Source organism: Cupriavidus taiwanensis (assembly GCF_900250115.1).
GTDB lineage: Bacteria > Pseudomonadota > Gammaproteobacteria > Burkholderiales > Burkholderiaceae > Cupriavidus > Cupriavidus taiwanensis_B.
The window spans coordinates 147,003-158,942 of the sequence record NZ_LT984805.1; the positions used below are offsets into that span (position 1 = coordinate 147,003).

The window sequence follows — 11,940 nt, forward strand, 5'->3', positions numbered from 1 at the left end:
GCATGTGGGACGACGGATGGCGCCCACAGAGACGTCCCCACAGGGGAGGGTCCCTGTGGGAAGTTGCAAGAAATGGCCGGCAAGCCGGCTGGGGTCGATGCGTCTGAGACGCGGGTAAAGCTCGGTTTGGACTGAACGGACTTCAGTGCGAACAGAGCTTCGTGGGTCAAGCAAAGACTAACGCAGTCGTTGCGATTTCAAGGTATCGAAAGCTCACGATATCCCTGCGTGATTCGAAGAAGGCGTCCCCAGCCAGTGGCCGGGGACGAAAATATCAGGCGGCAAGCGCCTCGGGCGCGGCGATCCGCGCCAGCCGAGCACGCGCGTAGCCGAGCGTTCCGTCCTTCGCGCGTAGCGGTCGAGATGCCCGCTTCACTGGATCGTGGATCCAGTAGCGCCGGGCACTCCCGCGAGGCTCGTCGATCAGTTGCGTGAAGCCTGCATCGATGCAGAAGTCGACATACTCGCGTCCGCTCATCACCTGGCCGGTTTCAAGCCGGTACCTGGCCGCCTCGGCCTGATGCGTTGCATCCGACAGTTCGCGATCCGTGCGCTTCTGCGCCTTTTCGATGACCTCGTTGGCTTCCCATTCGGCCTGCTCGGCCTCCGAGAATCCACACAGTGCGAACAGCCGCCGGCGCCTGGTTGCCGCAGCGCATTGGAGAATGTCGACACCGAGCTCGTCGCGCAAGGCGCGCTTCGAATCGGTGTTCCAGTCCTTCGGACCATCGAAGATCTGCAGGAGCGCAGCGGCATTTCGTTGCATGATCGCGAGTGCGACGCGGTTCGGCCACTCATAGCCATAGGAGAGTCGATAAGCCGCGGCGGCGCCGGCCTGGCGATCGAATTCGCGCTGGCTGATACGCAGCGCTTCTCGCTCGCCCTTTGCCTTGTCCATGCTGTCGCGAAATTGCCGCTCGCTGATCCGCGCATGGATCGTCGCCGCGAGCTTGGTCACCGGCTGGGCGTTCTCTCCCGCCGGCAGCTTTGGCGTCGGTACAGTCCTTGGAGGGAGAATCCCGGCCTCGAACAAGGCATCGTCGACCTGCACATCACTGGCATCCCGCGGGACATGCCGCAGCGCCGCAAGCAGCTTGCTGGCATTGTGCGGCGTGATTTCCTGCTTCTCGGCACGCATGATCCGGCACAGCGCCTGCAGCACGTTGGGCGACAGAGCGCCGCGCAGGGCCGGTACTTCGATCAGCGGCTTCATCCAGAGGTCATGACGGCCGTGTTGCGGGTTTTCGCGGTACGTATTGATGATGCAGTCCCGCACTTTCTCCCCGCGCAGAAGCGCGTAGGCAACGTGCACTTCATGTCGAGCATTCGGGCTCGCGTTGGGCGCATACTGCGGCCCGTTGATGCCGTAGCCGAAGCGGCGCACAAACTCACCGCAGACGAACTCAGAGATGTCGAGTGGCCCCTGCTCTTCGAAAAGGTCTGCCGTCTGGAAGAGCGGTCCCGCATCGCCCTGGGACAAGTCGATGGCTTCGACGGGAAGATATGCCAGGCGGCCGGCGGCCACCACGGCGCCCCAGGAAGCGCGGCTCATTTCGTGTGGGCGCAGGATCTTGCCCCCTGCGCGCACGATAAAGCGGTCGACCCCATCCAGGATCATGGTGAGAATGCCGCGCTGGCTCCCAGCCGGGCGAACCGCAAAGTTGCCCGAGGCAAGTTGCGCCACCGGGATCGCGCCACTTTCGACGTGACGCACGGTAATGTCGTCGACGCGCGGCATTGCCTTGCCGTCACGGTCGTCGTTCAGGTACTGCAGCACGCCGGCAAGCGTCGTGCGATTCTCGGCCCGCTGGCCGATGTGAATGACATACATGATTGGCTCCGGACGGAGCATGCCCCTTCGGGGACGTGCCCCGAAAGGGTTGAAAGGGATAATTGCTAGGCGACGGCGGCCATGCGACGAACCGGCCGGGACCGGCTGGCCACGATGCGAGCGCCTGCCAATTGCGACAACAGCTCGGGACACGTGATGCGCCAGACGGCACCGCACAGGTCACGCCCCTCGGTGCCGCGGTCTGTGTCGGAGAACTTGCCGGTGGCAAGCAACGCCGCTTTGATGTCCGCGGGAAGGTTCCAGTCGGCCGCCACGCAGAATTCGCCGGCGAGCAATGACACCTGTGGCACGTTCACGCTGAGCGAGGCATAGGGCATGCCATCATCCGCGCAGACCAGCTGGATCGCCGGGCGCAGGTTCGATTCGTAGAGGCCGATGCGCAGCAGAACACCGGCGGGATAGCTGGCCGTGCCAGCACCGTAGATGATGTCATCCATGGGGGATGCTCCTTTGGGAGGGAGCCGCCCCCATCGGGACGACGCCCGTGTGGGTGTGAGAAATAAAAAGCGCATCCCTATGGGATGCGCTGATGGGGGTTGCAGTGCGGCTGGCAACCGTGAGGCACGAACGCCTAGCCGTTGCGATCTAGCTCCTCGAGCATGCGCTCACGATCTGCGTTGCGAAGCACCCAGAGCCCGAAGCCCGCGATGCACAACGCGAAGCCGAGAACAAATGGACCAAACATCACTTATCTCCTTTCGCGAGAACCGCGCCTATGGCAAATAGTACTGCAGCGCCAGCCAACAAGCAGGTTGCGTTGATGACAGTGGCCATGGACCAGGACGAAGTTCCTGCCACATAGCCGGCGAAACCCACGGCGCAGGCCGCCGATAGCGTATGGTAATAGCGTCCGTACGCTTGCATTTGATCCTTACTCGGTTTGCGAAATGCGTCGTCCAGCCGGCTAAGCCAAGCGTCGCTGGTGGCGTGCCTGACATCCAGCTTGTAACGGGAGTCTACGACGTGAATCAGCGGCACTCCATATCCGCCCTGGTGCGCGACGATGGCATAGCCTTCGCCAGCGTCCACCGCTGTGTAGACTCGCATCATCATGCGTGCCGGCAGTTCGACAATGTCGTCCTTATGCAACGAAGCAAAGCCAGAACTTTGATGAGACGGGTCACAGGGAACTCCTTAACCGCGCCGCCCGGCGACCACGCGGAGCGTGGAAACCAGATCGGCATAGCCCTGCTCGGTACCAAGCGATTCCACGGTAACGGCGTTTTCGCGACCGCCGGTCAGGTCGTCGCGGCCGCGACATGTTCGATAGGACATGTGCACCACACCTTCCTGACCCGTACCGTGCCGGATCTCAAACAGCAGCGAGTCCGTATGCAAGGCGAATACGTCGATGTCACGACGACGCTGGCGATGCTCGCGGATCGTGTAGTCGCGCGGGCGCAGGGCCATGTCGCCGGCAAAGCGACGTAGCACACGGCATGCGTCACGGCGAATGGCGTGTCCGGCCGCGGAGTTTGTCGACGAATGGCGGCTCAAAAATGACTTGGGAAGTTTCATGGGTGTCCTCAAAATGGATCGGGACATCCCTTCCCTGACGGGACGAGTGTCCCGCAATGGGTTGGTTCGGCAATGCCAAACAGTGGGTCGATGCGTCAATGACGCGGGTGAAAGCGGCTTGCCGAACCGGCGACGGTTGGGCAAGCCCTCTCGGGCTTGCAAAGGGTTGGCCTGAATTTCAGGCGACATCAAACAGCTTGCTGATTGCTCGGACGGTGTCCCACGCTTGGCGCTCGGTCAACACCTTGCCGATCAACAGTTTCTGACCAACGGTGACCAGGTTGGGGGCATCGCCGGTGTAGCCGACGCGGTCGACAAAGACCACCCAGCCTTCGCACCGGCCACGCTGCACGGAGACGGCGAGCCGTTCGCGAGGACCGATCTGCGGCCACTGGCGCGACGATTTCGGGCCATACATAGCCTCGTTATCGTCATCCATAAAATTGGCCGCATTGAGCCATTCCGGCTCTAGTCCCGCACTGCGTAGCTGACGGCGGACGTCGTCAGCCACTTCAAAGATGTACTTCCCTTTCGTTTCGATCGGAGTGACGGTGAGGGGGGAGACTTCTGCAACGTCGAACATGGTGGCTCCAGTTCGCGACAGAGCCCCCCGCGCGGGAGGGCCCGCGCGGGGAAGATAGATGGAAACGGGGTTCCGACTGGAGCCCGTTAGCGAGTGAGACGATAGCCGCTGGCACCAGAGACGAGATACAGCCGCTCGCCGGTGACGAACTGCTGATCTGCGTCCTGCGTGACGACGATCTGGCGGCCACTGTCCGTCCGGACAATGACCTCCACACCATCACGGCGATTCAGGTGGGTGGCGGCCGTCTGCGCGATAACCGCGGAGACCGTGCCAGACAATGCGCCAACCAGGTAACGACCGTTGCCGTTGCCGATGACGCGGGCACCGAGCACCGCGCCGACGACGGCGCCGAGAACACCGGGTACACCCGAGTTCGCGGAAAGCATGCCGTCGGTGTCGGCGATCGTGACCGGGCGGACCCGGACGACGGTCACAGTCTCGGCGCTACTCGTGCGCAGCGCTTCGGAACCCCGGTAGGTGTTCGGCGAAGTCGGCTGTGCAGCGCAGCCAGTGAACATGGCAAAGCAAAGGAAAAGCAGGAAGACACGCTTGAACACGATGGCCTCAACGAAAAATGGGCCAACATGCCCACGGGCAGGAAGGCCCGTAGGTGGGAGAAAGAGATGCCCGGCTAAACAACCGGAAGAGTCGATGCGTCTGAGACGCGGAAGGTGCCGTAATGGTAGCAGGCCCACTACCGATTGTGGAGGGGCCTATTTCACACCGCCCAGCTCGCGAGCGAGGCTGTCCAGCACCGTTTCGGCGAACCGCTCGCGCGAGAGCCGCGATTGCGCGCCGCCGTCCTCTGCTGCAGCGAGCGCCAACACCGCGTCGACGACGCCGAGCCACGCGCCACCGCGCACCCGGACCGCCTGGCCCTGGGTAATCGGTGTCGCGAGCTTGGCCCGGGAGACTGTCGCCTCGAAGCAGGACAGGTCGAACCTGGGACGGCCGTCCCTGCGGTCTTCGCAGAAGCTCCCAAGCAAGAAATCGGCGTAGTGCTCCAGTGCCTGGCCATTCTGTTGAGCGAGGTTCTCGATCCACGCACCAACCTGCGGACGCACTTGCAGCACCAGGTAGCTACCAGATAGCTCGATGGCATCCGTTCCCGAACCGGCGAACTGCCAGCACCAGCCATTACCGATCGCATAGAGAGGCTGTTCCTTGCCTTCCACGACATGCACCGCAGCGTGGAACCATTCGACATGGTCATTCTCGTCGAACAGGAACGCCCGGCGGCCCGCCACGTAGACGAGCTTCGGCATCACGGCGCACAGCGCATCGCCATCCTCGCTGGTGAACACCGGCACCGGAAAGCCGTTCCACATCGCGCCATTCCAGTAGGCGCCGACGGCGACGTCATCCGGCAGCCAGCTGCCTGTCACAAGGTCGCGACGATAATCGCGCGCGGTCTGATTTATGGATTTATCGTTCATACGTGCTCCGGAAGAATGGATGGAGCACGCCGTCAGGGCAGGTGCCCCAACGGGTTGAAAATAGAGCGTGGCAGAGTGCCACGAGGTCGATGCGTCTTGGACGCGAGGTGTGACGCGAGGTGTGACGCGATCTTAGCAGCGCACTGCGCGACTCGACAACAAAGGTCGTCCACAAAAGGAAAAAGCCACCCCCAACAATGTCGGGAGTGGCGGGCTTAACCGGTCTGGCGGGCTGCGCGGGTTGCACGTCCCTTCGGCTCAGGCAAGTGATACCCGAATCGTGCCCAGGCCTGGGGATCCACTGGCAGTGGGTTCGTGCGGCCCACAGCCAGATTCACAAACGCGCCGCAGTACTGCAAGGTGCCCGTGCGGAACAGCGTCCAGAGCAAATTGTACGCCTGCACCGCCATCGCCTGGTTGATCACCAGCGACTGCCGGCTGAGCGCTTCGGCCATCGAGCAGGACGGCGCCGTGTCACTCTTGTCCCCTTTCGGGTCCAGAAGCTCGGGGAACAGGTCGCCCACATGAGGCAGCCGCTCCGCCGCCCTGCCGCGGACCTGACCGAGGATCACCTGGCCGCTGTCGGCCTCGTTGCCGCAGTCGAGATAATAGCCACCGGAGCCGCGCTGCATTGCGCCCAGGATGGCCTTACGAGCCTTCCGGGTATCCACGCAGCCGATCACCATGTCGCAATGGAAGCGGTCCCGGCTGCCGACACGACAAACGCGCGCTTCCCAGCGCGTGCCCATCAGGTTGTTCAGCCGATTGACCAGCAAGGTGGCCTTGGGCTGGCCCACGTCCACTGGATAGAATCCCTGACGGCCGACATTGGTCTCGCTGACGGTATCGTCGTCGTAGACCGTGCAGTCAATGCCGCCGGGGTGGCCCAGTTCGAGCATGGCGTGGTGCAGCCGCGCGAGGTTGGGTAGCAGAGCGCTGCCGGTGCCACCGGCGCCAACCACGATCACTTTCCAAGCCAGACTAGCCATGTTCATAGGGATGCGGTGCTCGAAGGTCATGCCAACACCTCCTCGCGTGCCGCTGAATACCAGTCACCTGGCACTCGCCCCACCGTCTCGAAAATGCCCTTGGCGCAGAGCCGCAGTGCCATCGAGGGCGTGAGCGCCGCACAGTTGCCGATCACGAACGCGAACTTCACGTCATGGCGGTCATCCTCGTCATCCGTTCTCGAGAAGAAGGCGGGATGGCTGCCGTGAGAATGGCAGTCCACCACGAGCACGTCGTCATCTGCCAGCACGGGGCGCTCATACTTCAAGTGCCCGCCGCTGTGCTCGAGGATGCCGACCGGGATCAGCCGGAACGTCGCGCTTGCGGCATTCCAGACAATCCATGCGCCAGTTTCCTTCGGATACGCGGCCCGGGCCATCGCGGCGAACTCGCCGATCAGCTGGGCTGGCACCCGGCCGCAGCGCAGTTCGGTCGTCTCCGCCGCCTCGCCATACGGAATGGCGGTGCGATGCTCCAACGCGCCGAGCCGACGCACCACGCGCAGCCACGGACGTGCGATCTCAAGAAACACACCGTTGGCGGCGATGAGCAACCGCTCACCGGGCTGCTCCATCGCAGCAAGCTGCCCGAAGCGCGGCACCATGACGGACGGAAAGGACTGCTGCAGGGCAGTGTCTGCAGGATGCATGATTACTTCTCCAGTTTGCCGGCGATCAAATCGGCCAGCGTGCGTTTCATGGGGATGAGGACTTGCTTGGGGTAGTCCGGGTAGTTCCCGTCGAGCATGTCCTTCCAGAAGGCATAGGGCCCGCGCTGGTACTTCACACGCTGCGCCCCGTGGTTTGGATGGGTGAAGGCGGAATTGAAGAATCCTGCTTCCCAGCCTGCGATGGATGCAACGTCGATCTGCTTCGGCACGTGAGCGCTACCAATGCAGATCTTCCCGTTGTCCCAGGTGTTGAAGTAGGGTGGCTCGTGGAGCACCGTCTCCGGTAGCGGCCGATCGTCGCCATGCAGCGCAAAGACTCGGAAGCCGTTGTGCGACGCCTGGAAGACCAGGGCCGGATGGGGAACCACCGCGCTGCACTCGCCGAACTCCTTGCAATGAAAGAAGATACGGCGATGCTCGGCCGGGCACCACCACGTGACCGCGGTGGGACTTATCGACAGCACATTGGGCGTGAGGAACTCGCCCTTGGGCAGCGAGGCTTCGGCGACTTGCCGCACCGCCTGAATCAGCGCGAGGCGATTGAGCGGCGTGCCGGGACCGATAGTCAGGCGACCGGTTGTCGCGTCGGGTTCGATTCGGTGCGCGGTGGCATACGAAAACTCCGCCACTGAACGGCCGTAAAGCAAAATGGCCCCTTGCAGGGCCACGTCGTGCGACCGCGAAACGGTCAGGATCTCGGCCATGGGGCCCTCCTATGAAGAAATGAGTGTGAGCACCCGGTCAAGCGCGCCGATGATCTTCAGCATGCCAGCCAGGTCTTGGAACTGCTGGCGGATCGCCGTGGCGTTCTCAGCAAGCGGAATGAAGCACTGGAACATCGTGGCGTCGCCAGCGTTGTTCAGGCATTCGTAGTGGTCGTCCAGGATTTCCGACACATAGTCGCTGGGCTGGTAGGCAATGGTCGCCGCTGAGTACGCCGGCTCAGCCCATTGGGCGCCGTCGATGGCAGACCGTTCCCCCACCCTGGCCAACAGCAGCCGGAGGTCGGCAAGCGCGGTGCAACACTCGCTCAGCCAGCCATCATGCAAACGCGCCAGCTTGCGCAAGGCGCGTGGGCCCAACTCACGCAGACGGTCCGAAGCCGCGTCGACATGAGCGTGCTTCGGCAGGGTGTCGTCCGGTGCTAGTTCGGCACGCACGACCGACGGCAGATAGCGCTCGATATCGGCATCATCGCCGCCGAAGTTCTCATTGAGAAACTCCCGGGCATTCTCGTCGTCGGCTAGCGTCGAGTCGTAATCCCAGTGCCACCGGGCGAACTGATCCAGCAGCATATCTGGCGTGCGAAGGAAGAGGGACTTACCGCATGCGGCATTGATCAGGCTCATAGCGGTAAAGAGAAGCGACGGGTGAGCGGATCGCATCGCATCCGCACGCGCCTCTCCGATCGCGTACACCTCCTCCTCCGGCAATTCGATGGCCAGGTAGAGCGGCGCTTCTAGGCCGTCCTCCCAGCCGAACTGCATGACCTGGTCCATGGCAGCGCCACGGTCGATCAAGGTCAGGCCGAACTGCAAGCGCTGACATGCCGGTGTACGGCTATTCAACCATGCGAACATGGCCTGGGTAAAAGCGTCGCCGGCGCTGGTCGGATTGGACACATCGCTGGCGCGCAGCACGCCGGCGGCGAACTGCGCGATCACCAGGTCTTTCACCTCCACCTCGTCGCCATAGGTCAGGCGCGCCGTGGCGGGGATCGAGCCGGGCAGCTGCGGCAGCGTCAGAAAATCATAGGCAAGTCGACGTCCGGCAGCGGAATGCTGTCGGTGTGACGACCATGCGGGTCGTTGTCCCGGATCGAACTCAGGAACAAACGACCGAGGATCGAACAGCATTGTTGAGTCTCCTCAGAATGTAAAAAAACCGCCCTTTCGGGCGGCTCCGTGGTTGTGGCGAACTGCCCGCTGGACAGCGCCTTCATGAGGTCAGACTTACGCATCCGCGCCCTTCGCGCCGGCGGCGCGCACGAACGTGTAGCGAGCAACATCTCCCTTGTGCTCCGGGCCATCCACCGCGGCGGTGGTGAGCTCCGGGTACTGGGCGGAATAGACATCACGCACCTGCTGGGGCGTGAACTGCGGACCAGGGTCCATCAGCGTCATGCCGTTGTACGAGAACTCGCGCGTGAGCTTCTTGACTTCGAGTGCCATGGCAGTCTCCTTTACAACAGCGATGCGAGGTCGGTGCCAGTCGTCTTGACCACGCCGTCATCCGCTTTCGCCGATGCCTGTTGGTCACTTACTTCCGGTTTGCCGGCGGCATCGTCATCGCCATCGTCGTCATCGGACGTTGTCGCAGTCGTCCCCGCCGCCTTGGTCAAGGCCTTGGTGGCTTTGGTCGACTGCGAGGACTTAGCCGCTTCCAGGATGGATTTGGTGGCCTCGGCTTGTTCCGCCAGCGACTGACGCGCAGCGCTGACACCGGCGACCGCCGCGGCAAAGCCCTCATCAAGCTCCGCCGGCGTCGCCGACAGCGCCAAGGGTGTACTGAGCGCAGCGTCGGCGGCGTTCTTGATGACGGGCACGACTACGACAGACATGGTGTCGCCTTGCATGGTGAGCGTGACGACGACTTTCTCGCTCTCGCGGACGAGCGCAGCCAATTCAGTGAACATTGAGTGAATCCTTGAAAAAAAAGTGTGAGACGGGGCGACGCCAGAGCGGCGCCGCCCCACTTGAAGGGAAGATTTAGTAGCCGAGGACCTTGGGGACCTTGCCGGCGTAATCGAAACCGTCGACGGCCAGCAGGCCGGCAACAACCTCGGGCTTCGATTTGCCGAAGAGCTTGGCGAAACTGTCACCCAGCACCTTGCGGATGCCGAGTTCGTCTGCCAGGACCTTCATCTCTGACTTGGTAAGCATCTCCAGGAAGTCCTGCGATTTCTGCAGATTCCAGTGATTGCGCAAGTCGAGCTTGTGATACCGGCACAGTTCCCGGAGGTTGCTCACCTCCATGCCGTCGATCGCCGCCACCGTCAGACCGATCGTCAGCTGCTGACGCCGGCTTTCGTCGAGGGTATGCGCTGCCGTCAAGCAACCTTGCAGGGTCGAAGACACCTTCTGCTCGGTAAGCTTCTCGAAGAATTTGCCCATCACGTCGCCGCCTATATTGCGCGACAAACCGTTCAGGGCGATGGCCAGCAGATAGGCGTTGGCCTGCTCGGCGTTCTGCGCGACTTCCTTGCGCAGCGCCTTGCGCCAGAGTTCGGTGCGGTACTGCTTCACCTTCTCCGACTCGCTGATCGACGTGACTGGCTTGTCCGCAGCGGCGGAGGACTTGTCGCCCTTCGTTGCTACGGCCGGCTTGCCGGCGGACTGCTTTGCAGCCGGCGCCTTGGCGGCATCACGCTCGGCCTTGATCCGGTCGGCCACCTTCTTCTGGTTGCACGCCGTATCGAAGCACTGCCCGCTGTAGACCTTGCCCATGGAGTCCGGCAGTCCGCTCACCGCGGCGCCGAAATTCTGGCAGGCGTGGCAGGCCTTCGCCTGTTCCTCGCCGACGCCGGTCGGACCATCCACCTTCAGCTGAATGCGGGTATGGTTGTCGCCAGCGCGGATGACACGCACGATCGGGTACTCCTCCTTGAGACCGTACGCAATGCCATCGAGCTTGCGGTCGGTCTTCTCGGTGTAGCAGGCCCGGTTAGTGCAGTTGCCCGTGGCAATCGCCTCACCGAACATCTCCGTCTGCAACGACGAGTTGTGCGGGCATGCGGCACAGTCGGTCTTGTCGAAGATCGCTGCTTCCAGGCTGCACGCGGCCGCCTCGATGGTCTTCTTCAACTCCGACACCGACTTCTTCTCGCTGATGATGACCGGCAGGAGCTTGTCCTGCTTGTCCTTGGCGAGCGTGGCGAGCAGTTCGGCATGACCAAGCTGGAGCTTGCGCTCATTCAGTGCGGCCTGGACAGCTGAGCTACAGTTTATCAGCGCAAGACGCTTATCCAGCGTCGCGCGAGACCAACCAAGAAGCCTCGCGGCTTCGTCGCGATCACCTTTGCAGTGACCGACGATCTTGGAGGCAGCAACGCCCTCCTCGGAGGGCGACATGTTCGCGCGCTGGGCGTTCTCGATGAGCGCCGCGCGGTCAGCCTCCTCGTCCGTCATGACCTTGATGAGGACGGGAACTTCGCCCTCCGGGCCAAAGGCTTCCAAGGCAGCGCGAATGCGCCGTTCACCAGCGACGAGCTCGAAATCGAACTCAGCATCCTCGATGGGGCGCAGCAAGAGCGACTGATAGATTCCGTTCTCACGGATGGACTTCGTCAACTCCGCATGTTCGACCGGATCGAAGTACGTGCGTGGGTTGTAGCGACCCGTGCGGATCTGGCGGATGCAGACTGCAGATGGGAAATGCATTGTGGGTTCTCCGAAACAGAATGGGAACCCGTAACCGCACCGGGAACGTGGTTCCCGATGGGATAAGAAAAGAGAAGCATGGCGGCCCGGCAGAGCAGGAAGCCACGTTACTGCAAAAAGCTGTGCACCGGGTGGTGCGAGGTCGATGCGTCAGGGACGCTGAAGTAGGCGAAAGGATATACCAATCGGCTCGCCTACGCCAGATGCGGCACTGCCTGCCACGGGAATCGTTCCTAGCCCCCGCTTCTTGAGGGGTGATCTACCCGCGGGATGAATCCAAGCCGACCGAAGCCGATATCGAAGAGGCGAAACTGCTGGAAGACGTGATCGCGGACGCGCAGTTGGATGCCGATGCCGCCATCAAGAAGCTGGAACGCGACGCGAGCGACGCGGTCGGAATCGTCTGCCCAGCCATCGTGCGGGCGCTGGTCGAGCGCCATGACACGGTCCGAGAGGCCCTGGGCAAACGTCGAGTGACGCTACGCGCGTCC

General features: G+C 62.6%; 15 protein-coding genes. All 15 read right to left on the minus strand.

All coding sequences use genetic code 11. The annotated features are described in order from the left end of the window. Positions 1 to 274 precede the first annotated feature (274 nt). The 15 genes from CBM2586_RS29810 to CBM2586_RS29880 all read right to left on the minus strand — a co-directional run bounded on the left by CBM2586_RS29810 (position 275) and on the right by CBM2586_RS29880 (position 11,889). Positions 275 to 1,831, minus strand: coding sequence for a hypothetical protein (locus CBM2586_RS29810; protein ID WP_018004035.1), 1,557 nt, complete (start codon positions 1,829 to 1,831; stop codon positions 275 to 277). Between the two features lie 65 nt (positions 1,832 to 1,896). Then, positions 1,897 to 2,289: a hypothetical protein gene (locus CBM2586_RS29815; RefSeq protein WP_018004036.1), complete on the minus strand. Its 393-nt coding sequence runs from the start codon at positions 2,287 to 2,289 to the stop codon at positions 1,897 to 1,899. Between the two features lie 247 nt (positions 2,290 to 2,536). After that, a complete protein-coding gene (locus CBM2586_RS29820; protein ID WP_018004038.1) occupies positions 2,537 to 2,941 on the minus strand; it encodes a hypothetical protein in 405 nt (134 codons plus the stop codon). Positions 2,942 to 2,986: 45 nt separating this feature from the next. Beyond that, entirely contained in the window at positions 2,987 to 3,370 is a 384-nt protein-coding gene (locus CBM2586_RS29825; protein WP_018004039.1) for a hypothetical protein, read from the minus strand. Between the two features lie 178 nt (positions 3,371 to 3,548). Beyond that, on the minus strand, positions 3,549 to 3,953 hold the full coding sequence (locus tag CBM2586_RS29830; protein ID WP_018004040.1) for a hypothetical protein: 405 nt from the start codon (positions 3,951 to 3,953) through the stop codon (positions 3,549 to 3,551). Between the two features lie 86 nt (positions 3,954 to 4,039). Then, entirely contained in the window at positions 4,040 to 4,513 is a 474-nt protein-coding gene (locus CBM2586_RS29835; protein WP_025586694.1) for a glycine zipper 2TM domain-containing protein, read from the minus strand. A 156-nt stretch (positions 4,514 to 4,669) separates the two neighbouring features. Next, positions 4,670 to 5,392: a hypothetical protein gene (locus CBM2586_RS29840; protein WP_025586693.1), complete on the minus strand. Its 723-nt coding sequence runs from the start codon at positions 5,390 to 5,392 to the stop codon at positions 4,670 to 4,672. Positions 5,393 to 5,607: 215 nt separating this feature from the next. Beyond that, positions 5,608 to 6,411, minus strand: a complete 804-nt coding sequence (locus tag CBM2586_RS29845) for a PRTRC system ThiF family protein (protein WP_018004042.1) — start codon at positions 6,409 to 6,411, stop codon at positions 5,608 to 5,610. Then, on the minus strand, positions 6,408 to 7,049 hold the full coding sequence (locus tag CBM2586_RS29850) for a PRTRC system protein A (RefSeq protein WP_018004043.1): 642 nt from the start codon (positions 7,047 to 7,049) through the stop codon (positions 6,408 to 6,410). Before CBM2586_RS29850 ends, CBM2586_RS29845 begins: the two co-directional genes overlap by 4 nt. A 2-nt stretch (positions 7,050 to 7,051) precedes the next feature. Beyond that, a complete protein-coding gene (locus CBM2586_RS29855) occupies positions 7,052 to 7,774 on the minus strand; it encodes a PRTRC system protein B (protein WP_018004044.1) in 723 nt (240 codons plus the stop codon). Positions 7,775 to 7,783: 9 nt separating this feature from the next. Continuing rightward, positions 7,784 to 8,926 carry a PRTRC system protein F gene (locus tag CBM2586_RS29860; RefSeq protein ID WP_081610674.1) on the minus strand — a complete coding sequence of 381 codons (1,143 nt, stop codon included), beginning with the start codon at positions 8,924 to 8,926 and terminating at the stop codon, positions 7,784 to 7,786. A 96-nt stretch (positions 8,927 to 9,022) separates the two neighbouring features. Continuing rightward, entirely contained in the window at positions 9,023 to 9,241 is a 219-nt protein-coding gene (locus CBM2586_RS29865; protein ID WP_018004047.1) for a PRTRC system protein C, read from the minus strand. 11 nt (positions 9,242 to 9,252) lie between these two features. Beyond that, positions 9,253 to 9,705 (minus strand): PRTRC system protein E, encoded by a 453-nt coding sequence (locus tag CBM2586_RS29870; RefSeq protein ID WP_018004048.1) that lies wholly within the window; start codon positions 9,703 to 9,705, stop codon positions 9,253 to 9,255. A 73-nt stretch (positions 9,706 to 9,778) separates the two neighbouring features. Next, complete coding sequence (locus CBM2586_RS29875) at positions 9,779 to 11,449, minus strand: PRTRC system ParB family protein (RefSeq protein ID WP_018004049.1); 1,671 nt, start codon at positions 11,447 to 11,449, stop codon at positions 9,779 to 9,781. Between the two features lie 233 nt (positions 11,450 to 11,682). Continuing rightward, the gene (locus CBM2586_RS29880) at positions 11,683 to 11,889 is read right to left on the minus strand and encodes a hypothetical protein (RefSeq protein WP_018004050.1); all 207 of its coding nucleotides are present in this window, start codon (positions 11,887 to 11,889) and stop codon (positions 11,683 to 11,685) included. Between the last annotated feature and the right edge of the window lie 51 nt (positions 11,890 to 11,940).